This is a genomic window from Pseudomonas sp. MWU318, from assembly GCF_016756945.1.
Lineage (GTDB): Bacteria > Pseudomonadota > Gammaproteobacteria > Pseudomonadales > Pseudomonadaceae > Aquipseudomonas > Aquipseudomonas putida_A.
In genome coordinates, this window is the sequence record NZ_JAESJL010000002.1 from 834,699 (window position 1) to 858,096 (window position 23,398).

Here is a 23,398-nt window from a genome sequence, read left to right on the forward strand (position 1 = left end):
TGTTGTTCCGTGACAACGCCGCCCCGCTCCCCTAAATTAACCGGCCTGAAAAAGACCTCGCGCTTTCTCGTTTCCACTCAAGTTAAAAAAGTAGTGAAATTTCAATGTCCGATTTCAACACCGCTGAATCCGTAGTCACCGAATCGTCCAAAGCGGAATACGAAAACTCCATCAATCTTTCACAACACCTTCCACAAGCCAAAATCATCAGCGAGATGGTGCTGGATGCGTTCCAGTCGACCCGCGAAAGCGACCAGATCCGCGAACTGCGCGCCGCGATCCGTCAGGCGCACGACAGCTTCGATGACGACAAGGCCTACGAGCTGATGGGCCAGCTCAAAGCGCTGAAAGACGCCGAGGCCGCCGACCTCGCCGCCCTTGAAGACCTGAGCAGCAAGTTCTCGATCGGCCGCATCCTGTCCTGCTTCAAGGACGATCCGGCGTTCCAGGAAATCGTTTACGGCCTCGCGCTCAAAGTGCTGAATCAGACCCACCAGGCGATCAGCAACCCGAGCGGCGGCAAGAGCAAGGCTGCCAAGAAGAAAGAACTGGAAATCTTCACCATCAGCAAGGACGGCAGCAGCGTGACCCTGCCGCTGCGCACGCCGCGTTCGCGTCTGAACGTTGACCGTGAAGCGCTGGAGTTCCTCGGTTTCACCTTCGTCGGTGAAGGCGAAGAAGCCGAGTTGGAGGGCGAGACCTTCATCGACAACGCCGGCACCGAACACGCGATCAACCGCAAGAACATCATCACCGCCCTGCAACAGCAGACCGCGTTCGATGGTTACAGCATCGCCGCGCAGTAAATCCGGCGCCGACAAAAAGCCCCGCTCTGAGATTCAGGCGGGGCTTTTTGTTGGGCGGCGCGGTCAGACTTCGGGCTGCACCGCCGCGATCATGTCGACTTCAATCGCGGCGTTCTTCGGCAACTGATAGACACCGACCGTAGTGCGAGTGTGCCGGCCGGCATCACCGAGCACATGGCTGAACACGTCCGATGCACCGTTGGCCACTTCACTCAGGTCAACGAAGTCCGGGGTCGACTTCACATACACCGTGACCCGCAACAACGCCCGGATCTTGTCCAGCGAACCGACCGCATCGACGATCAGCGCCAGGCAGCGCATGGCACTGATGCTCGCGGCTGCCTGGGCGTCCTTGAGTGTCAACTCCAACCCGACGCGACCGGGATACAGAATCCTGCCATTGACCCGCGGCACCATGCCGCTGATGTACAACTCATCGCGATGGCGGATCAGCGGCGCGTAATTGCCGCCGGCGGTGTTTTCGCCATAGATGTCGTAGTTCAGCTCTTGTGCCAGGGCAATGAAACGTTCGTCGCAGGTCATCCTCTCAGTCATTTCGCCCAGCCTCTCGATTGATGCATGAATAACAGTGTCCCTGCGAAGTGGCATGGCGCTATCACCGTTATGGTTGGATCCAAATCTAGGGGGTTTACGCCGATATCGCAACTAAACCCTGTAGGAGCTGCGGCACGCTGCGATCTTTTGATTTTGATTGTATTTTTAAAGATCAGGATCAAAAGATCGCAGCGTGCCGCAGCTCCTACAAATGTATCGCGTCGAAGTGGCCTCTGCTCGCGATTGCCGACGCCTCGATCACCGAAAGCCAGCCAACAAAAAACCCCGCACATCTCTCAATGTGCGGGGTTTTTCGTGAAGACATCCAGCCTTACGGCGCGTACGTCAGCAGCAGCTCGGCCGGCACCTTGAAGTCCAGGGACATCATGACGCTCAGGGCGGTGATGGTGAAGATCGAGAACACGAACAGCTTGCGTGCCCAGACCGTGTCATCCACCGCCTTGTAGCCGGTCCAGGCCATGTACAACCAGTACATGCCCATGGCCGCGGCGACCGCGAGGTAGCTCATGCCGGCGTAACCGCTGAAGGTCAGCATCAAGGTCGCCACGAGGAACGCCAGGATGTAGAGCAGGATGTGCTTCTTGGCCACTTCGATTCCGCGCTTGACGGGCAGCACCGGAATCGATGCGGCCAGGTAGTCGTTGAAGCGGAAGATCGCGATGGCGTAGGAATGCGGCATCTGCCACAGACTGAACATCACCAGCAGGGTCAGTGCGGCCATGTCGAAGCTGTTGGTTACGGCAACGTAACCGATCACTGGCGGCATGGCGCCCGACAGACTGCCCACCAGCGTGCCGTGAACCGACTTGCGCTTGAGGTACAGGCTGTAGAAGCCGACGTAGATGATGAAGCCGATTACCGCGAACAGGGCGGCCAACGGGTTGGCCACCTTGTACAACAAGGCAACGCCGAGAACACCCAGGATGGTCGCGTAGACCAAGGCCAGTTTCAGGGAGATCAAGCCCTGCACCAGCACCCGGTTCTTGGTGCGTTCCATCTTCAGGTCGATGTCGCGGTCGATGCAGTTGTTGAACACGCAACCGGAGGCCACAACCAGGGATGTGCCGATCATGGCGGCCAGGAACACCGCCAGATCTACATGCCCTTTCGAGGCCAGGAAGAACCCGCCTGCCACAGAAAGCACGTTACCGAAAATGATCCCCGGTTTGGTGATTTGGATAAAGTGCTTGAGCGACATCGGGTCTACCTCACTTCGCCATCATGTACGTGTGGATGCTGAACATGATCCACAGCGACAGGCCAACCAGCAGCAGGATCACGATGGCCGTAAAGACAAACGCGATCACGTTGTTACGTTGTGCAATCGAACGGTCCAGGTGCAGGAAGTAGTACAGGTGAACGATCACCTGGATGACTGCGAACAACAGAACGATTGCCAGCGTGGTCGACTTCGGCAAGGTCGGGAACATCACCAGGCCGAACGGGATGGCAGTCAGGATCACCGACAGGATGAAGCCGATGGCGTACGACTTTACGCTGCCGTGGCCAGCATCATGGCTGTCATGGGAGTGTGCATTAGCCATTACAGAGTCCCCATCAGGTAAACAACGGTGAATACGCAGATCCACACCACGTCCAGGAAGTGCCAGAACAGGCTCAGGCAGCTCAGACGGGTCTTGTTGGTCGCCGTCAGGCCGTGCTTGTTGACCTGGTACATCATGATGCCCATCCAGATCAGACCCGCAGATACGTGCAGACCGTGGGTACCGACCAGGGTGAAGAACGCCGACAGGAAGCCCGAACGGCTAGGACCGAAGCCCTCGGAGATCAGCAGGTGGAACTCGTTGATCTCCATGGCGATGAAGCCTGCGCCGAGCAGGAAGGTCATGAACAACCAGCCCAGAACCTGCTGCTTTTTACCTTTGTACAACGCCAGCATGGCGAAGCCGTAGGTGATCGAACTGAACAACAGCAGAGCGGTTTCGCCCAGCACGTATGGCAGTTCGAAAATGTCGTGGCCCGACGGGCCACCGGCGACGTTGTTTACCAGTACTGCGTACACCGCGAAGATCGACGCAAACAGAATGCAGTCGGTCATCAGGTAGAGCCAGAAACCGTATACGGTCATCTCGCCCGAGTCGTGGTGATGGTCATCGTGCCCATGGTCACCATGGGCGTGTCCAACATTGGTCACTAAGTTCGACATGGTTTAAGCCTGTTCCAACGAGGTTACACGGGTGGCATTGGCCGGGATTTTCCCTGCCGCGACCAGACGCTTGTGCTGCTCGGCTTCGATGCGCTCGATCGTTTCAACCGGAACCATGTAGCCCTGGTCGTCACGTGCGGCGTGGATCACGAAGTAGATGACAGTGCCGGCCAAGCTGGCGATCGCCAACCACCAGATGTGCCAGATCATCGCGAAACCGAAGACGGTCAGCAGTGCGCCCATCACCACGCCAGTGGCGGTGTTGTTCGGCATGTGGATCGGCTCGTACTTGGCCGGAGCCTGGTACGCAGTACCGTTTTCCTTGGCTTCGGTGAACGGGTCGATGCAGTCAGCCTTAGGCAGCACAGCGAAGTTGTAGAACGGAGGTGGCGACGAGGTCGACCATTCCAGAGTGTGGGCATTCCACGGGTCACCGTGTTCGCACATGTTCTCTGGCTTGTTGCGGTCACGCACACTGACGTACAGCTGGATCAGTTGGCAGGCGATACCGACAGCGATCATCACCGCACCGAACATGGCCACGTACAGATACGGTACCCACTCAGGGTTGGTGGTGGCGTTCAGACGACGGGTCATGCCCATGAAGCCCAGTGCATAGAGCGGCATGAACGCGACGAAGAAGCCCGAGATCCAGAACCAGAACGCTGCTTTACCCCAGCCTTCGTGCAGCTTGAAGCCGAACGCTTTCGGGAAATAGAAGCCGAAACCTGCGATGTAGCCGAATACCGCGCCGCCGATGATCACGTTGTGGAAGTGCGCGATCACGAACAGGCTGTTGTGCAGAACGAAGTCAGCACCCGGGATGGCCAGCAGTACGCCGGTCATGCCGCCGATGGCGAAGGTCACCATGAAGCCCAGGGTCCACAGAACCTGGCTGGTGAAGCGCAGACGGCCCTGGTAGATGGTGAACAGCCAGTTGAACAGTTTCACACCCGTCGGGATGGAAATCAGCATCGTCGCCAGACCGAAGAAGGCGTTGACGCTGGCACCCGAACCCATGGTGAAGAAGTGGTGCAGCCAAACCATGAAGCCCAGTACCGAGATCGCGCCCGAAGCGTAGATCATCGAGTGGTGGCCGAACAGTTTCTTGCCGGTGAACGCCGAGATCACTTCCGAGAAGATGCCGAATGCCGGCAGGATCAGGATGTAAACCTCAGGGTGGCCCCAGGCCCAGAACAGGTTGACGTACATCATTGGATTGCCACCAAGTTCATTGGTGAAAATGTGGAAATCCATGTAACGGTCGAGGGTCAGCAGTGCCAGGGTAGCGGTCAGGATCGGGAACGAAGCCACGATCAGGACGTTAGCCCAGGTGCAGGTCCAGGTGAAGATCGGCATGTCCATCAGTTTCATGCCAGGGGTACGCATTTTCAGCACGGTGGCCAGGAAGTTGACCCCCGTCAGCGTCGTACCTAACCCGGATAGCTGTAGCGCCCAGATGTAGTAGTCCATCCCCACGCCAGGGCTGTATTGCAGACCCGACAGCGGCGGATAGGCAACCCAGCCAGTCTTGGCGAATTCGCCGACGCCCAGGGACAGGTTGATCAGCACAACGCCGGACACCAGCAGCCAGAAGCTCAGGGAGTTCAGGAACGGGAAGGCAACGTCACGCGCGCCGATCTGCAGCGGCACTGCAAGGTTCATCAGGCCGGTGAAGAATGGCATCGCCATGAAGATGATCATGATCACACCGTGAGCGGTGAAGATCTGGTCATAGTGTTCAGGTGGCAGGTAGCCAGGCGAACCCTCGGTGGCCATGGCCAGCTGGGTACGCATCATGATGGCGTCGGCAAAGCCACGCAGCAGCATGACCATGGCAACGATGATGTACATCACACCGATTTTCTTGTGGTCGACCGACGTCAGCCACTCGGTCCACAAGTAGGTCCACTTCTTGAAGTAGGTGATTGCAGCGAACAACGCCAGACCACCGAGCGCGATCATCGAGATGGTGACCATCACGATCGGCTCGTGGAAAGGGATCGCTTCCCAACTTAATTTACCAAACATCGTTTACTCCTCTGCCCCGGCAGCTGAATGCGAATTCGAGTCCATGTCCGTTGCCGCCACTTCTTTCTCTTTCTTCTCGTGCTTCAGCGGCTTGCCCGGTTTCATGCCTTCGTACTTGTCGACGATGGTCTGGAACAGGTTCGGCGTGACCGAGGAGTAGAGCTCGACTGGATTGTTCTGGCTTGGCTTGGCAAGGGCTGCGTATTCAGCTTGTTCAAGCTGTTTAGGTGCCTTTTTGACTTCACTTACCCAGGCGTCGAAATCTTCCTGAGAAGTTGCGATCGCTTTGAATTTCATACCGGTGAAACCGGCACCGCTGTAGTTGGCGGAGATACCGTCCATTTCAGCGTTGCGGTCAGCGATCAGGTGCAGCTTGGTGGTCATGCCCGCCATCGCGTAGATCTGGCCGCCCAGGCCCGGGATGAAGAACGAGTTCATCACGGCGTCGGAGGTGATCCGGAAGTTCACCGGAGTGTGCGCCGGGAACACGATCTTGTTGACCGTGGCAATGCCTTGCTCCGGGTAGATGAACAGCCACTTCCAGTCCAGCGCAACGACTTCGATGGTCACCGGCTTGACGTCGGATTCAATCGGACGGTACGGGTCCAGTTTGTGGGTCGAAATGTAGGTGATGTAACCCAGGGCGATGATGATCAGAACCGGGATGGTCCAGACCGCCACTTCGATTTTGGTCGAGTGCGACCATTTCGGGGTGTAGACGGCGTCCTTGTTGGAAGCGCGATACTTCCAGGCAAACAGGAAGGTCATGACGATAACCGGCACAACGACCAACAGCATCAGCAGCGTGGCGGTGATGATCAGGTTGCGCTGTTCCAGGCCGACCTGGCCCGTTGGATTGAGCAGGGTCATGTTGCAGCCTCCCAGCAACAACGTGCCGAGCAGCGGCACTAGGCCTAGTAATCTGGGGTACCTGTTTTTACTCATCTCACGACCTCTAAAGCAGCTTGCGCAATGCAGTTGGGTTTTGATCGCCAACACTTCACCCTGCCAAGGGTTGGCATTTTCTTTGGATTGAATAAGGGCCGCCCGTCGCGCGTCAGACGCTCGACAAAACCATGGACAGCGGTCAGTTCTTATTCGAATTCGTGGTCAAAGGCCTTGTTACAGACCAATTCCATTTGGTGCGGAAAGTTGGAAGGCACCGACACCTGGGTGTCGCAAAAGCCTTTCGGCCCGCTCGACACCCGACTTCCTGTCCAGTTCCTTAATAAAGGCTGAACAGTGCCGGGAATTCAGTGCGGGCGATTGTAGATAGGTAGCGCCCTATACACCATGTCTTATCCCGAAATAATTTTTATCGCTCAGAGCAACAATCCATCACCGTTTTTGCAAAAGTTCCGCATGTTATCGAAATCGATTCTCAACAAAAACACCAAAAAATGTAGGCCTATACACCTCAGTTCAGACAGCTCCGAAGGGATTTTCCCAGCGGCGAATCGGCGCAAAGCCCGATATTCAAAGGCCTCTGGCCATCTGCCAGAGCCTGTTAAAACTGCCTGATCTGGCACCTGCGTGCAAAACCAGAAAAACGCCGAAACAGACCAATCCTTTTTTGTAACATTACGCCAATCCGGGTCGCCGAAACGCCCTGCGACAGGGCGCGTGTGACAACATGTCGCACACCTGCCGCACTCTCCATTGCCGTTCGTCACGGTGATTTCACAAACACTCTGAAATGCAAAACGCCCCGAGCGGCTGATACGCAAATCGGGGCGTTTTCTGTATCGGCCAATCTGCCGAAGAGTTGATTCAGCGCAGTGCTTTCCGGTTACGCGAGGTCAGCAGCGGCACCAGAATCACCACCAGCACGAACGCCACCAGCGCCCATTGCGCCAGCGACAGACCGAGGATCGGCGGGTACGGCGTCGAGCAGAAACCGTCGACCTGGAAGCCCAGCGGGAAGATCTTCGCCAGCGGCAGGTCATCGACAATCGGCTGCAACACATCAATGCCGCAGCTCACCGCCGGATAGAACTGGGTGTACACGTGATGCCCGGCAACACCGGCGCCGGCGATCGCGCAGATCACCACCAGCACTTCGAACACCGTGATGCTGCGGCGGGTGCGCATCGCTGCGCCAATAAAGGCGAACAGCGCAATCAGCAGCAACGCATAACGCTGCAGAATGCACAGCGGGCATGGCGCCTCGCCCAGCACGATCTGCATGTACAGCGCGCCACCAATCAATGCCAGACAGATGATGCCCAACAGCACCAGAAAGCGCCGCTCACGTCCCAGTCGAATCGTTTCCTCGCTCATCGCGTTTCCCTTGTATGTCCATGGTTCAGCTGGCTGGCGGCTGCGCTTGCAGTTGCGCCATCAGACTGATGTTGTCTTCGATATGCCAATTGGCCGCGATGCGACCGTTGTCGATCTGATAGATATCGGTTGCCCGGAAGTCTACACGCTGGCCCTGCCCTTTGAGAGTCTTGAACGTCCCACTGAAGTGTCCGCGAAAGTGCAGATGCACCACCACGCGGTCGCCGGCAATGATCATTTGCTCGATCTCGCAGCTCAGGTCCGGCACCGTCGTACGAAAGAACTTCGATGCCAGCAGCGGCCCGCTCGGCCCCTGCACCCGACCTTCGGGCGGGGTCTTGTCGACAAACTGCGGCGACAAGGCTGCCGTGGCCAGGGCTTCTTCCCCACTGTTCCAGAAACTGCCGTAACGCCGCGCCGCCAACTCCATTGCATCGCGCTGAGCCTTGGGCAGGCTCTGATCGACGACCAGGGTCTGTGGTGCGATCAACGCCGATTCGGCTGAAGCAAACGGACTGGCCAGCAAAGCAGCCGACAGGCCAAGCATTGCCAGGCTCGAACGAGAGGAGAAGATGATGTGCGACATGGGGGCGATCCTGATCAGTTAAACGAACGAGCGCCTATCATCAGCATCGGGGAATAAACGATAAACCGGTTAAGAAACGATTAACCTTTAAACACTTTTTAAGAATCAAAATTGCGTAACGGCCATCGCGGGCAAGCCCGCTCCCACAGATTCAGCGTCGTTCACAAACTCTGTGCACGCCACAAATCCTGTGGGAGCGGGCTTGCCCGCGATGCAGCCGACTCGGTGTTGACAATTATTCCAAAGCAGCAGCCGGCCCGAAGAACTCATAACGGCTCTGCTGCTCCGGCACGCCCAACGCTTTCAGATGCCGCTTGATCGCGCCCATGAAGCCCTTCGGCCCGAGGAAGTAAGCATCGACGTCACGTTGCGCCGGCAGCCATTCACCCAATTGCTCTTGGCTGAGGATCCCGACCTTGTCCGCCGCCGGGCTCACGCCGTCGTCTTCGGCGTAGCAATAGAAGCGCTTGAGCTGCGGATGGCGCGCCGCCAGCCCATCGATCCAGTCGCGAAACGCATGCACGCTGCCGTTGCGCGCGCAGTGGATAAAGTGCACCGGGCGCTCGGTTTGCAGCGCTGCTTCGAGCATCGCCAGAGTCGGAGTGATGCCGACCCCGCCACTGATCAGCACCAACGGCTTGTCGCTGGCAGTCAGGGTGAACTCGCCCGATGGCGGGAACAGCTGAATGCTCGCGCCGACGTGCAATTGGTCATGCAAGTGGTTGGACGCACGACCGCCCGGTTCGCGCTTGACGCTGATGCGGTACTGACCTTTATCGGCCAGCGCCGACAGCGAGTAATTGCGACGGACTTCTTCGCCATCAAGAATCAGCTTCATGCCAATGTACTGACCCGGTTCTGCGGCCAGGATCGGGCCTTTGTCCGCCGGCTCGAAGTAGAACGAAATGATTTCCGCGCTCTCCTCGACCTTGTCCACCACGATGAACTCCCGCGCGCCGCGCCAGCCGCCGACCGCTTGTTCTTTCTGGTCGTAGATCGCGGCTTCAGCGCCGATCAGAATCTCGGCCAGTTGCCCGTAGGCCGCGCCCCACGCGCTCATCACTTGCGGAGTGGCGATCTCGTCGCCGAGCACTTCGGAGATGGCGCGCAGCAGGCAGGTGCCGACAATCGGGTAGTGCTCCGGGAGGATTTGCAGGGCGACGTGCTTGTTGATGATCTTCGCCACCAGATCGCCCAACTGGTCGAGCTGATCGATGTGCCGGGCATACATCAACACGCCATTGGCCAGCGCACGAGGCTGGTCGCCACTGGCCTGATGCGCCTGGTTGAACAGTGGGCGCACCTCAGGGTATTCGGAGAGCATCATGCGGTAGAAGTGGGTGATCAGCGCTTCTCCGCCGCTTTCCAGCAGAGGCACAGTGGATTTGACGATGGCACGATCCTGGACGCTAAGCATAAGAATGACTCCTGAGCTTTTTGAGAATTACCTTAGGCTTATCAGTTTTCGTGCCAGATAAATTATCGTTATAAATCAATTGTTTATTTTTTACGTAGTCATTTAGACTCAAAGCGTTTTATAGTCATCGCGACTACATCGAGTCTCTTTGACTACAAGACCATGACCGCCAAATCCCTGCTCACCGCTCTACTGCCACTGGTCTCCGACCTGTCCCGCGAACTGCCCGAGGGCGAGCGCTATCGGCGCCTGCTCGAAGCCATGCGCGCCCTGCTGCCGTGCGATGCCGCCGCGTTGCTGCGCCTGGACGGCGAATGGCTGGTGCCGCTGGCGGTGGATGGTTTGAGTACCGACACCCTCGGCCGGCGCTTCAAGGTCAGCGAACATCCCCGTTTCGAGATCCTGCTGGACGGCGCCGGGCCAACGCGGTTCGCCGCCGACAGCGACTTGCCCGATCCTTACGACGGCTTGGTCGATGGCTTGGGCGATCACCTCGAAGTGCATGACTGTCTCGGCTGTCCGCTATTCGTCGACGAAAAGCTCTGGGGCCTGATCACCCTCGATGCGCTCGATCCGGAGCGTTTCGAGCCGATCGAACTCGACGCCTTGCAAGCGTTCGCCAGTCTCGCCTCGGCCACGGTCAACGCCGCCGAACGCATTGAGCGCCTGGCGCTGCGTGCCGAAGACGAACACCAACGCGCCGAGGTCTACCGCCAGGCGAGCGGTCAGCAGCAGCGTGAAATGATCGGCCAGAGCAAGGCGCACAAACGTCTGGTGGAGGAAATCAATCTGGTCGGCGGCAGCGACCTGACCGTGCTGATCACTGGCGAAACCGGGGTTGGCAAGGAACTGGTGGCGCAAGCGATTCACGCCGCCTCCCCACGCGCCGACAAACCGATCATCAGTCTCAACTGCGCCGCCCTGCCCGATACGTTGGTCGAGAGCGAACTGTTCGGCCACGTGCGCGGCGCCTTTACCGGCGCCACCAGCGACCGCCGCGGCAAGTTCGAACTGGCCAATGGCGGCACGCTGTTTCTCGATGAAGTCGGCGAACTGTCGCTGACCGTACAGGCCAAGTTGCTGCGCGTGCTGCAAAGCGGCCAGTTGCAGCGGCTCGGCTCGGACAAGGAACATCAGGTCGATGTGCGCCTGATCGCCGCGACCAACCGCGATCTGGCCGAAGAAGTGCGCAGCGGCCGCTACCGCGCCGACTTCTATCACCGCCTGAGCGTGTACCCGCTGCGCGTCCCGGCGCTGCGCGATCGCGGCCGCGATGTGTTGCTGCTCAGCGGCTTCTTTCTGGAACAGAACCGCTCGCGCATGGGCCTCAACAGCCTGCGCCTGAGCAGCGACGCCCAGGACGCGTTGCTCGCCTACACTTGGCCGGGCAACGTGCGCGAGCTGGAACATTTGATCGGGCGCAGCGCGCTGAAAGCGCTGGGCAATTGCAAGGTGCGGCCGAAGATTCTCAGTCTGAGCGCGGCGGATCTGGATCTGCCGCGTGAGGTTGTGGATAACTCGGCTGAACCGGTTGCCGAGGTGCCTGCGATGCCGCTGATCAGCGGCGATTTGCGCAGCGCCACCGAACAATATCAGCGGCAGTTGATCAGTGCTGCGCTTGAGCGTAACCAAGATAACTGGGCCAGTGCGGCGCGGGAGTTGGGGCTGGACCGGGCGAATCTTGGGCGGATGGCCAAGCGATTGGGGATGAAATAGAGCAAAGATCGCAGCCTTCGGCAGCTCCTACAGAGTTCACTTGCTCTGTAGGAGCTGCCGCAGGCTGCGATCTTTTGATCTTCTGCCTGCTCAATGGCACTAAAGCCTGCCCCCGACAAGTCGATAACCCGGCATCAATAGTTTCTGGCGATTTGCACCCTCGCCCATCACCTTTTTCCACAGAAGGTTTATATGTCTTCCACCAAAGCCCGCGCAGATTCACTTTCGCTTCTGCTGTTTACCTTGCGCAGCGGCAAGCTGATGGCGATCAACCTGCTGAAAGTCAGTGAAATCATCCCCTGCCCGCCACTGACCAAAATGCCCGAGTCGCATCCGCACATCAAAGGCATCGCCACCCTGCGCGGCGCGTCGCTGTCGGTGATCGACCTCAGCCGTGCCATCGGCGAGCGACCGCTGGAAGACCCGAACGGCGGCTGCCTGATCGTCACCGACGTCAGCCGTTCGAAGCAGGGTCTGCATGTGCAGGCGGTGAGCAAAATCGTCCATTGTCTGACCACCGACATCAAGCCACCACCGTTCGGCTCCGGCGGCTCGCGTGCCTACATCACCGGCGTGACCTCGGTGGACGGCACACTGGTACAAGTGCTCGACATCGAAAAAGTCATTCACAGCATCGCCCCGGCGCAGATCGAAATGGCCCCGACCGACCTGAGCATGGAAGACGCCGAAGTCCTTGGTAACGCACGGATTCTGGTGGTCGACGACAGCCAGGTGGCGTTGCAGCAATCGGTGCACACCCTGCGCAACCTCGGCCTGCAATGCCACACCGCGCGCAGTGCCAAGGAAGCCATCGACTGCCTGCTGGATCTGCAAGGCACCGCGCAACAGATCAACCTGATCGTCTCCGACATCGAAATGTCCGAAATGGACGGCTACGCCTTCACCCGCACCCTGCGCGAGACCCCGGACTTCGCCCACCTCTACGTACTGCTGCACACCTCGCTCGACAGCGCGATGAACAGCGAGAAAGCGCGTCTGGCCGGGGCCAACGCGGTGCTGACCAAGTTCTCGTCGCCGGAGCTGACCCAGCGTTTGATCGAAGCGGCCAAACACGTCGCCGCCAACGGTCACTGAGTCTTGGGCCAGACATACTGCTTTTTGATGCGGCGCGACCTTCGCCAAGGCGTGCCGCCGATCCACTGGCCGGAAGGCATTGAGCTGAGCACCTATCGTCCGGAACTCGCTGCGGCCGTGCATCAATTGATGCAACTCGGCTACCGCGAGGGTGGCGGCCGCGTACCGGCACTGGAGGAATGGCAGCAGCGCTTCGAGAGCGATCCCGAATACGATCCTGAATTGTGCTTCATCGCCCGCGATAACGAAGGCGTAGTCGGCGTAGCGCAATGCTGGACCAGTTCGTATATCAAGAATCTGGTGGTGCACCCACGTGCTCAGGGCCGAGGTTTGGGTCGGGCATTGCTGCTGAATGCATTCAAGGTGTTTCAGCAAAGGCGCGAAGGATTTGTCGATCTGAAGGTGCTGGAAGACAATCTGCGGGCGCAGCGTTTGTATGAGAGCGCCGGGATGTTTGTAGTCCGCCGGGAATTGGTACCAGCCTGAATAAAAGTCAAAAGATCGCAGCCTTCGGCAGCTCCTACAAAGGAACGCATTTCCCTGTAGGAGCTGCCGAAGGCTGCGATCTTTTAGCGGCGCCTCAGGCAACAAAACGCTTTAGGCATACTCCAACCTCTGGACCCTCAAGACCAAGGATGCCGCCCGATGAAAGCCCTCACCCTGAGCCTGCTCTGCCTCACCGCCCTCGCCTCCCAGGCCCACGCCTCCAGCCCCGACGCCTGGGCCGCGTACGACAAATCCGTACTCGCCAGTTGCACCAAGGCCAGCGGGCTGAAAGACGCCAAACCGGTCGGCACACCCGCGCAATTCGATGATCGCGTCGGCTACACCGCCGTGCTGCTGCAAGGCCAATACCCGCAAAAACACATGAAAGGCCAGCAAGGCACTGAGCTGTGCCTGTACAGCAAAAAGTCGAAAACCGCGTTCGTCACCGAATGGGACTCGATCCGCCCGACCGCCAAGCCTTGAGGGCTGGCGCACAACTTGCTTCGATCAGCCTCAGCCTGGCGACTTTACGTCGCCGTTTCACACTCTGATTGAAGATTGATCGTGCAATGAATACGACATTTTCCTGCGTCGGTTGCGGCAAATGCTGCACCGACCACCATGTGCCCCTGACCCTCGCCGAAGCCCGCATGTGGGCGGCGGATGGCGGCCAGGTGATCGTGCTGGTGGAGGCCTTTCTCGGCAACGGCCTGGGCCTGCCGGCGCAGCAGCGTGAACACGCCGAACGGCGTTCGCTGGTGGTACGCAGCGGCACGACCGAGGCCCACGTGGCCATCACCTTCGCCGCCTACAACGTCGGTCGCTGCCGGAATCTTGACGAAGAAAATCTGTGCCGTATCTACGAGCGCCGACCGTTGGTGTGCAGGATTTATCCGGCAGAAATCAATCCGCACATCCCGCTCAACCCGGCGGCCAAGGATTGCCCGCCAGAATCGTGGCAACAGGGGCCGCTGCTGATTGTCGGTGGGGAGCTGGTCGATCAGGCACTGCTGGAGCTGATCCAGCGCTCGCGCCAGGCCGATCGCGATGACATCCGCATCAAGGATGCAATCTGCGCGGCGCTGGGGATTCGCACCACGGCGCTCAAGGGCGACGGGTTTACCGCGTATTTGCCGCAGATGGACGCTTTTGCGGCAGTGATCGATCAAGTTTCTGCGCAGCCGCAGAATGAAGCGTCCAGCGAATGGCTGTTTCATTTGTCAGGGGATGATGTGGCCGGGCAGTTGCTTGCCGCCGGGGCGCAGGTGGTGACTGAGCCGGCGCAGACGTATGCGTTTATTTCGCTGCGCGCGGCTTGATCCGTATTTTTCAGAGATCGCAGTGGCCTCATCGCGAGCAGTTGCAGGCCTACAATTGAAACGCGCTCTTCTGTAGGAGTGAGCCTGTTCGCGATAGGCCAGCTTGAACAGCCTCAATCCCGAACCTGCCGCCGCCCCACAACGCCCTTACCAGCAAACACAAATATCCACGCTGCTCTGCGAATGTTCAGCGCTTGCCCATCGAGCGACGGGTGCCCGGCGGGGCCATGCCCGGGGTCTTGGTGTGGCCGTTCTTGGCGCCGTTCTTGTACCACGGCTGATTCGAACCCTTGGCCGCAGCCAGTTCACCCGGTTTGAACGGGAACTTGAAAGCCGGGATCTCGGGTTTGGTTTCGCTGGCGTCAGTCAGTTCGGCCGGGACATCGCTCACGGCGTCGTCAACCGGCGGTTGGGTCGGGGAAGTCATAAAAGCTCCGCAAAGCAAAAAAGTCGGGCCCGAACAGTGAGCCGCGAAGGCGCGCAGTATACCTGCGCGCCCGGACTCGGCACCTGAAGATTTGCAGCGTACGCCGAACGGTTCGGAGGTAGATGATGGTGCAATGTTTCCCAAATTGGGAATGATCGGTCCCTTTTGGGAACCGGCTAACAACAATAGCCGGCAGAGGTGCGTCGCCCGCACAGACGTCTTCGCGAGCAAGCTCGCTCCCACAGGTGGAGTGCGCTTCTATGTGGGAGCGAGCCTGCTCGCGATGAACGATGACGCGGTGCTCGGACGGATCAAGTGCGTGGATCAACCCGATCCAGCGCCCGGTTCACCGCCAGTTCGGCGAGCATGACGATCTGCTGGATCGCCAAGGCAGTGCTGCGTTGCGGGCCGCCGAGTTCATTGGCGAAATTGCTGGCCATGGCACTGGCAGAGGCCAACGATTCGTAAGCGTGGGCGAGCAGGGTCTCGGTGTCGATGCCTGGGTTGACCAGAAACATGGTGCTTGGCTGTCGCGGCTGGACGGGTTGCGGACTGAGGTAAAAGTCGAGCGCGCGTTTGATGGCTTCGCGGTTTTTGGCGAGGTCTTCTGCGCGGATGGCTTCGGCGAGCGGGGTTGTGGTTTCTACGGGAGGATCGGGTACGGGTTTCGACATTGAATTGATCTCTAATCATCTGATTAAAGCCATCTCTGTCGTTTCTCACGCGACGAAGAGGTGGCAGCTATGTGCGGAGTGAGAAACCGGTAAGAGATCAACCCGGCCGAACCGAAGTCCGCCCGCACACAGCCGCCATAGAAGCTCGTCGGCAGCAAATAAGCTGGCGGCGATTATGGTGCGGCTGGCGCTTGATTAAAACCTCTTAGTGGGTTCTCACACCCGATCACCGATTTGCGGTGACAACCAAAGACTAGAGACCGCATGTCCGACGGACAACCTGAAAACCTTGTGGGAAGGTTCTGGTTATTTGGAACAGAATTAAACAGCTCAACGTAATCGGCTGACTGGACAGACCTCTTCGCGAGCAAGCCCGCTCCCACAGTTGAACCGAGTACACCTGCCAGAGATTGGTCGGCTGTCAGGCCGCCATCGCTGGCAAGCCAGCTCCCACAAAAGAGCAAAAGCAAAAGCAAGATCAAAAGATCGCAGCCTGCGGCAGCTCCTACAGGGAAGATAAGTACAACCCGCACGCGGCGCATGCCGCCCCACTCCGGGATGAGCGCAAGCTCGGCTGCAGCTCTTGATCTTGATCTTGATCCACGGGCGACGTCGGAAGGCTGAGTGGAGGGATTGATCCGGGGGTGGGAGCGCAGCGACCGTTTGGCGCAGCCAAACACAGCGAGAGGAGGTGCAGCGAAGCAAACCGGAGGCGCTGCGCCCGGATCGATCCCGGAGCGAAGGGACCCCGAGCCCCAGCGAGCGGGCCGAACGCAGGAGCAAGCGTTTTTGGTTACTTTTTAGGCGTTTGTAAAAAGTGACCCGCCGTAAGGGCGGAACCGTAATCAGCAACACCCGCAGATACGGATATACACCCCGGCGAAACTGACAGCGCTGACAGCCAGCCGTCACCCTCCTGACCCCCAAACAAGTTTATAAATACCCAACCTGCCCAAACTCCAGCCCTTGGCGCCCCATTTCATGCGAATCAAGAAAAACCAAGCCCTGCTAGCCCTAGTGATCGCCCTGGCCGCCGCAGGCGCATGGTGGGCAATGAAACCCGCCCCGACCAAACTGGCCACCCCGACCGCCATCCCGGTTCGCGTCGTCACTGTCAGCGAAAAAGACGTCCCCCGCTACACCAGCGGCATCGGCTCCGTACTCTCATTACACAGCGTCGTAGTACGCCCACAAGTCGACGGCATCCTCATCAAAATCCTCGTCAAGGAAGGCCAACTCGTCAAAGCCGGCGACCTGCTCGCCACCATCGACGACCGCTCGATCCGCGCCAGTCTCGACCAGGCCCGCGCACAACTGGGCGAAAGCCAGGCACAACTGCAAGTCGCCCTGGTCAACCTCAAGCGCTACAAACTGCTCAGCGTCGACGACGGCGTCTCCAAACAGACCTACGACCAGCAACAGGCACTGGTCAACCAATTGAAAGCCACCGCACAAGGCAACCAGGCCGCAATCGACGCGGCGCAAGTACAACTTTCCTACACGCAGATCCGCTCCCCGGTCACCGGCCGCGTCGGTATTCGTACAGTCGATGAAGGCAACTTCCTGCGCATGACCGACACCGCCGGCCTGTTCACCGTGACCCAGATCGACCCGATCGCCGTGGAATTCTCGCTGCCGCAGCAAATGCTGCCCACCCTGCAAGGCCTGATCAACGATCCGCAGCACGCACAGGTCAAGGCCTACATCGGTGCCGACACCGACGGCGAAACCGGCAACCTGCTCGGCGAAGGTCACCTGACCCTGATCGACAACCAGATCAACGCCAACACCGGCACCATCCGCGCCAAGGCCGAATTCGACAATGCCAGCCAGAAGCTCTGGCCGGGCCTGCTGGTGACGGTAAAAATTCAGACGGCACTGGATAAGAATGCGCTGGTGGTGCCGCCCACCGTCGTACAGCGCGGTCTCGATCAACACTTCGTCTATCGCGTAAATGGCGACAAGGTCGAAGCAGTGCAAGTGCAGATGGTTTATCAGGGCAGCGGGCAGGACATCATCAAAGGTGTGAAGGCCGGTGACGTGCTGGTGACCGACGGCCAGTCGCGGCTCAAACCCGGTTCGACCGTGCAGGTCATGAGTGAACCGCCACAGGTGGTGCAAGCGGAGCCGAAACCATGAAGGAGCACAAAGGCGTCTCCACCTGGTGCATCGATCACCCGGTCGCGACGATTCTGCTGACCATCGCATTGGTGCTGGTCGGCGTGATTGCCTTCCCGCGCCTGCCGATCGCCCCACTGCCGGAAGCGGAATTTCCGACAATTCAGGTCTCGGCGCAGTTACCCGGTGCGAGCCCCGACACCATGGCCTCGTCCGTGGCCACGCCGCTGGAGGTGCAATTCAGCGCCATCCCCGGCATGACCCAGATGACCTCCAGCAGTGCGCTCGGCTCCAGCCTGCTGACCCTGCAATTCACTCTCGACAAGAGCATCGACACCGCCGCTCAGGAAGTCCAGGCCGCGATCAATACCGCCGCCGGCAAGCTGCCCAAGGACATGCCGACCCTGCCGACCTGGAAGAAGGTCAACCCGGCCGACAGCCCGGTGCTGATCCTCAGCGTCAGCTCGACGCAAATGCCCGGCACTGAACTCAGCGATCTGGTGGAAACCCTGCTCTCGCGTCAGATCAGTCAGATCGACGGCGTAGGCCAGATCAACATCACCGGTCAGCAACGTCCGGCGATCCGCGTGCAAGCCTCGGCCGACAAACTGGCGGCCATCGGCCTGACCCTGGCCGACATTCGTCTGGCGATCCAGCAGACCAGCCTCAACCTCGCCAAAGGTGCGTTGTACGGCGAATCGAGCATCTCGACGCTGTCGACCAACGACCAGTTGTTCAAACCCGAGGACTACAGCCAACTCATCGTTTCCTACAAGGACGGCGCCCCGGTTCACCTGCGCGATGTCGCCAAAGTCGTCAACGGTTCGGAAGATGCCTACGTGCAGGCCTGGGCCGGTGATCAACCGGGGGTGAACCTGGTGATTTCGCGCCAGCCCGGCGCGAACATCGTCGAAACCGTCGACCGCATTCAAGCCGCCCTGCCCGGCCTCGAAGCCATGCTCCCGGCCTCGGTGCAGGTGAAAACCCTGATCGACCGCACCCAGACCATCCGCGCCTCGCTGCATGAAGTCGAGATCACGCTGTTGATCGCGATCCTGCTGGTAGTAGCGGTGATGGCGCTGTTCCTGCGCCAGTTGTCGGCGACCATGATCGTCTCGGCGGTGCTAGGTGTATCGCTGACCGCCAGTTTCGCCCTGATGTACCTGCTGGGATTCAGCCTGAACAACCTGACGCTGGTGGCGATCGTCGTCGCGGTCGGGTTTGTCGTGGACGATGCGATTGTGGTGGTGGAGAACATCCACCGGCATCTGGAGGCCGGCGACAGCATGCGCGAAGCGGCGGTCAAAGGTGCCGGCGAGATCGGTTTTACCGTGGTGTCGATCAGTTTCTCGCTGGTGGCGGCGTTCATTCCGCTGCTGTTCATGGGCGGCGTGGTCGGGCGGTTGTTCAAGGAATTCGCCCTGACGGCGACCTCGACCATTCTGATTTCGGTGGTGGTGTCGTTGACCCTCGCGCCGACGCTGGCAGCGCTGTTCATGCGCAAACCGGTGCATCACGCCCACGACAAACCGGGCTTCAGCGAACGCCTGCTCGGCTGGTACGAAAAAGGTCTGCGCCGCGCCCTCGCCCACCAGAAACTGATGATCGGCGTGTTCGGTTTGTCCCTCGCTTTGGCCATCGCCGGTTACATCTTTATCCCCAAAGGTTTCTTCCCGGTGCAGGACACCGGTTTCGTCCTCGGCACCACCGAAGCCGCTGCCGATATTTCCTACGGCGACATGGTGAAAAAACACTTGGCGATGGCCGAAATCGTTGCCGCCGATCCGGCCGTTCAGGCGTTCTCGCACTCGGTCGGTGTGTCCGGCAGCAACCAGACCATTGCCAATGGCCGCTTCTGGATTGCTCTGAAAAAACGCGGCGACCGCGACGTCTCGGCCAGCCAGTTCATCGACCGCATTCGTCCGCAACTGATGAAGGTTCCGGGCATCGTCCTGTACCTGCGCGCCGGCCAGGACATCAACCTCAGCTCCGGGCCGAGCCGCGCGCAGTACCAATACGTACTCAAGAGCAATGACGGCGCAACCCTCGCCACCTGGACCCAGCGTCTGACCGAAAAGCTGCGCAGCAACCCGGCGTTCCGCGATATTTCCAACGACCTGCAATTGGGCGGCAGCATCACTCACATCAGCATCGACCGCAGCGCCGCCGCGCGCTTCGGCCTGACTGCCAGTGACGTGGACGAGGCGCTGTACGACGCCTTTGGTCAGCGCCAGATCAACGAGTTCCAGACCCAGGTCAACCAGTACAACGTGATTCTGGAACTGGATACTAAACAGCGCGGCAAGGCCGAAAGCCTCAACTATTTCTATCTGCGTTCGCCGCTGAGTGGCGAGATGGTGCCGCTGTCGGCGCTGGCCAAATTCGATGCGCCGACCATCGGCCCGCTGTCGATTGCCCATGACGGCATGTTCCCCGCCGCCAACCTGTCGTTCAACCTGGCGCCCGGCGTGGCGTTGGGCGACGCGGTGATCCTGCTCAATCAAGCCAAGGCCGAGATCGGCATGCCGACCGCGATCAGCGGCAATTTCCAGGGCGCAGCGCAGGCGTTCCAGAGTTCGCTGGCCAGTCAGCCGTGGCTGATTCTGGCGGCGCTGGTGGCGGTGTACATCATTCTCGGCGTGCTTTACGAGAGCTTCGTGCATCCGCTGACGATCATTTCGACCCTGCCGGCGGCGGGCCTCGGTGCGGTGATCATGCTGTGGATCTGCGGTCAGGACTTTTCGATCATGGCGCTGATCGGGCTGGTGCTGCTGATCGGCATCGTCAAGAAGAACGGCATCCTGATGATCGACTTTGCGCTGGAAGCCCAGCGCAATCGCGGACTGGCGCCGCAGGATGCGATTTTCGAAGCGTGCCTGACGCGGTTCCGGCCGATCATCATGACCACCCTCGCCGCCCTGCTCGGCGCCCTGCCGCTGATGCTCGGCTACGGCACCGGCGCCGAGCTGCGCCAACCGCTGGGGATTGCGGTAGTGGGTGGTTTGCTGGTCAGCCAGATGCTGACGCTGTTTACCACTCCGGTCATATACTTGTGGCTTGAGCGGCTGTTCCACAGGCCCAAACCAATGCCCGCTACGGCACTGGCGACTACAGACTGAGGCGGTCATGCGCGTTCTGATTATCGAAGACGAGGAAAAAACCGCGGACTATCTGCACCGCGGTCTGACGGAACAGGGTTACACCGTGGACCTGGCCCGCGACGGCGTCGAAGGCCTGCACCTGGCGCTGGAAAGCGACTACGCGGTGATCGTTCTCGACGTGATGTTGCCGGGCCTGGATGGCTTTGGCGTGCTGCGCGCATTACGTGCGCGCAAGCAGACTCCGGTGATCATGCTCACCGCCCGCGAGCGCGTCGAGGATCGGATCAAGGGCCTGCGCGACGGCGCCGACGATTACCTCGGCAAGCCGTTTTCCTTCCTTGAACTGGTAGCTCGCCTGCAAGCGCTGACCCGGCGCAGCGGTGGCCATGAACCGGTGCAAGTGAGCATCGCCGACCTGTGGATCGATCTGATCAGCCGCAAGGCCACCCGCGCCGGCACGCGGCTGGATCTGACCGCGAAAGAGTTCTCGTTGCTCAGTGTTCTGGCGCGCCGGCAAGGTGAAATCCTCTCGAAAACCGCGATTGCCGAGATGGTCTGGGACATCAATTTCGACAGCGACGCGAATGTCGTCGAAGTCGCGATCAAGCGCCTGCGAGCCAAACTCGACGGGCCGTTCGACGAGAAACTGCTGCACACGATTCGTGGCATGGGTTATGTGCTGGAGAGCCGTGGTGTCCAGTAATTCCATCGCACTGCGCCTCAGCGGCATGTTCACGCTGGTGGCGCTGTTGGTGTTTCTGTTGATCGGCGGCGCACTGTATCAGCAGGTCGACAAGGGCTTGGGTCTGCTGCCGGAAGCCGAGCTGGACGCGCGTTACAGCGTGCTGGAGTCGGCGCTCAATCGTTATGGCACGCCTGAGCATTGGGCGAAGATCAACGCCAAGCTCAAGCTGCTCGGCGAGGAAGACAAGCGCATTCGTTTCTGGGTGGTCAGCGGTGATCCCGGTTACGAGTACGGCGAGCCGGACGCGCAAATCCGCGCCTTCGCCAAAGGCCCAACCGGCATGCATGACCTGCAGTTGCCCGAGCATCCTTATCCGCTGAAAGTGCTGCTGACCGAGTTACCCGCCAAGGATCAACGCCCGCCGCTGCGCTTCATGATCGGCATCGATACCGAGACTTTCCACGAGACTCAGCATAGCCTGCTGATCGCCTTGGTCAGCCTGGCGATTATCGGCGTGCTGCTGGCCTCGGCGCTGGGTTACTGGGTGGCGCGGATCGGCCTCAAGCCGTTGATCAAACTGTCCCACGAGGCCCAGCGCCTGGCGCCGCCACTGCGGGCCGGACGCCTGCGGATGTCACCGTTGCCGCCGGAGCTGGAGCAGTTTGTCGACTCGTTCAACTCGACGCTGGAGCGAGTCGAACAGGCCTACTCACGCCTGGAATCGTTCAACGCCGACGTCGCCCATGAACTGCGCTCGCCACTGACCAACCTGATCGGCCAGACCCAGGTCGCACTGACGCGCGGACGCTCGGCCGAACATTATTTCGAAGTGCTGCAATCCAATCTTGAAGAGCTGGAACGCCTGCGCTCGATCATCAACGACATGCTGTTTCTGGCAAGCGCCGACCAGGGCAGCAAGGCCACCAAGCTCACCGAAACTTCGCTGGCTGATGAAGTCGCGACCACGCTCGAGTACCTGGATTTCATCCTCGAAGACGCGCAAGTGCAGGTCCACGTCAGTGGCGATGCACAGGTGAGCATCGAGATCGCGCATCTGCGCCGGGCATTGATCAATCTGCTGAGCAACGCCGTGCAGCACACCGAGCCAGGCAAGGTGATCGAAGTGCGGATTGAGGTTGAAGACCACCAGGTCAGCATTGGTGTGGCCAACCCGGGATCGCCGATTGCCAGCGAGCACTTGCCGCGTCTGTTCGAACGTTTCTACCGGGTCGATGCCTCGCGCAGCAACAGCGGCAACAACCATGGATTGGGGCTGGCGATCGTCAAGGCGATTGCGCTGATGCATGGTGGGGATGTGTTTGTGCGAAGTGATCGGGGGATGAATACGTTCGGCATCCATCTGCCGGTTTGAAGCAGATCAAAAGATCGCAGCCTTCGGCAGCTCCTACAGGTGTTCACTTTTCCCCTGTAGGAGCTGCCGAAGGCTGCGATCTTTGCCTTTGCTGTAACAGTCATTTATGAAAATCACGCTGTTTCCCGGCGCCCGGCGACCTTATCTTTGCCCGCACCAAACAGCACTTGCCAAGCAAGAAGGTTTTCAAGATGTCCAACAGTATGGGTATTGCCAGCGCTTTCGTTTTGTCCTCATTGATCCTGTCGCCGATGGCGATGGCTGAAGAATCGCAGTCGTTCGTAGCGCAGAATGCCGCTCGCGCTCACGCCTTCGAGCAATCTCAGGCAGAAGTGATGGCCAAGTCGCAGGACGCCTCGCAAGCCCCTCAAGCCGCCACTTCCCAGGCTCAAGCGGCCGAGAAAGACAGCTGAGTCGCGCACCGCGAAACATTTCCCTCGACGCGGTTGTTTGGCTCTTCCCGTTCAACCGTCGTCCTTCCAGGCCGCTGTCTTTCAGCGGCCTTTTTTCGTTGTGGTCTGAAAGCCGTTTGGTTCGTCTGT

General features: G+C 59.5%; 22 protein-coding genes. 11 read left to right on the forward strand and 11 right to left on the reverse strand.

What is annotated here, in order from left to right:
- The first annotated feature begins 104 nt into the window (after positions 1–104).
- Positions 105–806 (forward strand): hypothetical protein, encoded by a 702-nt coding sequence (locus JN524_RS07750; protein WP_202369000.1) that lies wholly within the window; start codon positions 105–107, stop codon positions 804–806.
- A gap of 63 nt (positions 807–869) precedes the next feature.
- Here the strand turns inward: JN524_RS07750 and JN524_RS07755 are convergent, their stop codons facing one another.
- The 9 genes from JN524_RS07755 to hmpA form a co-directional block, all read right to left on the reverse strand.
- On the reverse strand, positions 870–1,361 hold the full coding sequence (locus JN524_RS07755) for a RidA family protein (RefSeq protein ID WP_202369001.1): 492 nt from the start codon (positions 1,359–1,361) through the stop codon (positions 870–872).
- Positions 1,362–1,692: 331 nt separating this feature from the next.
- A complete protein-coding gene (gene cyoE, locus JN524_RS07760) occupies positions 1,693–2,580 on the reverse strand; it encodes a heme o synthase (RefSeq protein ID WP_003227980.1) in 888 nt (295 codons plus the stop codon).
- 10 nt (positions 2,581–2,590) lie between these two features.
- Entirely contained in the window at positions 2,591–2,926 is a 336-nt protein-coding gene (gene cyoD / locus JN524_RS07765; RefSeq protein WP_003227981.1) for a cytochrome o ubiquinol oxidase subunit IV, read from the reverse strand.
- On the reverse strand, positions 2,926–3,549 hold the full coding sequence (gene cyoC, locus JN524_RS07770) for a cytochrome o ubiquinol oxidase subunit III (protein ID WP_003227982.1): 624 nt from the start codon (positions 3,547–3,549) through the stop codon (positions 2,926–2,928). The genes cyoD and cyoC overlap by 1 nt, the downstream gene beginning before the upstream one ends.
- A 3-nt stretch (positions 3,550–3,552) precedes the next feature.
- Complete coding sequence (cyoB, locus tag JN524_RS07775) at positions 3,553–5,580, reverse strand: cytochrome o ubiquinol oxidase subunit I (protein ID WP_007968380.1); 2,028 nt, start codon at positions 5,578–5,580, stop codon at positions 3,553–3,555.
- A gap of 3 nt (positions 5,581–5,583) precedes the next feature.
- Positions 5,584–6,525, reverse strand: a complete 942-nt coding sequence (gene cyoA / locus JN524_RS07780) for a ubiquinol oxidase subunit II (RefSeq protein ID WP_027612162.1) — start codon at positions 6,523–6,525, stop codon at positions 5,584–5,586.
- Between the two features lie 825 nt (positions 6,526–7,350).
- Positions 7,351–7,860, reverse strand: a complete 510-nt coding sequence (locus tag JN524_RS07785; protein ID WP_025109264.1) for a disulfide bond formation protein B — start codon at positions 7,858–7,860, stop codon at positions 7,351–7,353.
- A gap of 25 nt (positions 7,861–7,885) precedes the next feature.
- The gene (locus tag JN524_RS07790) at positions 7,886–8,446 is read right to left on the reverse strand and encodes an ester cyclase (RefSeq protein WP_202369002.1); all 561 of its coding nucleotides are present in this window, start codon (positions 8,444–8,446) and stop codon (positions 7,886–7,888) included.
- Between the two features lie 235 nt (positions 8,447–8,681).
- Positions 8,682–9,863, reverse strand: coding sequence for an NO-inducible flavohemoprotein (hmpA, locus tag JN524_RS07795; RefSeq protein ID WP_098965518.1), 1,182 nt, complete (start codon positions 9,861–9,863; stop codon positions 8,682–8,684).
- Between the two features lie 162 nt (positions 9,864–10,025).
- Between hmpA and norR the strand changes: the two genes are divergently transcribed.
- The 5 genes from norR (at position 10,026) to JN524_RS07820 (ending at position 14,479) form a co-directional block, all read left to right on the forward strand.
- A complete protein-coding gene (gene norR / locus JN524_RS07800; protein WP_202369003.1) occupies positions 10,026–11,579 on the forward strand; it encodes a nitric oxide reductase transcriptional regulator NorR in 1,554 nt (517 codons plus the stop codon).
- A gap of 192 nt (positions 11,580–11,771) precedes the next feature.
- Complete coding sequence (locus JN524_RS07805; protein WP_007968390.1) at positions 11,772–12,674, forward strand: chemotaxis protein CheV; 903 nt, start codon at positions 11,772–11,774, stop codon at positions 12,672–12,674.
- A gap of 27 nt (positions 12,675–12,701) precedes the next feature.
- Positions 12,702–13,160: a GNAT family N-acetyltransferase gene (locus tag JN524_RS07810; protein WP_202369004.1), complete on the forward strand. Its 459-nt coding sequence runs from the start codon at positions 12,702–12,704 to the stop codon at positions 13,158–13,160.
- Positions 13,161–13,319: 159 nt separating this feature from the next.
- Positions 13,320–13,643 (forward strand): hypothetical protein, encoded by a 324-nt coding sequence (locus JN524_RS07815; protein WP_202369005.1) that lies wholly within the window; start codon positions 13,320–13,322, stop codon positions 13,641–13,643.
- A gap of 86 nt (positions 13,644–13,729) precedes the next feature.
- Positions 13,730–14,479: a YkgJ family cysteine cluster protein gene (locus tag JN524_RS07820; protein ID WP_202369006.1), complete on the forward strand. Its 750-nt coding sequence runs from the start codon at positions 13,730–13,732 to the stop codon at positions 14,477–14,479.
- Positions 14,480–14,666: 187 nt separating this feature from the next.
- Here JN524_RS07820 and JN524_RS07825 read toward each other — a convergent pair whose 3' ends face one another.
- Together JN524_RS07825 and JN524_RS07830 are read right to left on the reverse strand one after the other, a co-directional pair.
- A complete protein-coding gene (locus JN524_RS07825; protein WP_041071739.1) occupies positions 14,667–14,906 on the reverse strand; it encodes a hypothetical protein in 240 nt (79 codons plus the stop codon).
- Between the two features lie 311 nt (positions 14,907–15,217).
- The gene (locus JN524_RS07830) at positions 15,218–15,580 is read right to left on the reverse strand and encodes a DUF6124 family protein (protein WP_086791645.1); all 363 of its coding nucleotides are present in this window, start codon (positions 15,578–15,580) and stop codon (positions 15,218–15,220) included.
- Between the two features lie 981 nt (positions 15,581–16,561).
- Between JN524_RS07830 and JN524_RS07835 the strand changes: the two genes are divergently transcribed.
- The 5 genes from JN524_RS07835 to JN524_RS07855 all read left to right on the forward strand — a co-directional run bounded on the left by JN524_RS07835 (position 16,562) and on the right by JN524_RS07855 (position 23,269).
- The gene (locus JN524_RS07835; protein ID WP_202369007.1) at positions 16,562–17,719 is read left to right on the forward strand and encodes an efflux RND transporter periplasmic adaptor subunit; all 1,158 of its coding nucleotides are present in this window, start codon (positions 16,562–16,564) and stop codon (positions 17,717–17,719) included.
- Entirely contained in the window at positions 17,716–20,817 is a 3,102-nt protein-coding gene (locus JN524_RS07840) for a multidrug efflux RND transporter permease subunit (RefSeq protein WP_202369008.1), read from the forward strand. Before JN524_RS07835 ends, JN524_RS07840 begins: the two co-directional genes overlap by 4 nt.
- Before the next feature lie 7 nt (positions 20,818–20,824).
- On the forward strand, positions 20,825–21,502 hold the full coding sequence (locus JN524_RS07845) for a heavy metal response regulator transcription factor (RefSeq protein WP_007916978.1): 678 nt from the start codon (positions 20,825–20,827) through the stop codon (positions 21,500–21,502).
- Entirely contained in the window at positions 21,492–22,856 is a 1,365-nt protein-coding gene (locus tag JN524_RS07850; protein ID WP_202369009.1) for a heavy metal sensor histidine kinase, read from the forward strand. The genes JN524_RS07845 and JN524_RS07850 overlap by 11 nt, the downstream gene beginning before the upstream one ends.
- 191 nt (positions 22,857–23,047) lie before the next feature.
- A complete protein-coding gene (locus JN524_RS07855) occupies positions 23,048–23,269 on the forward strand; it encodes a hypothetical protein (RefSeq protein ID WP_202369010.1) in 222 nt (73 codons plus the stop codon).
- Positions 23,270–23,398 lie beyond the last annotated feature (129 nt).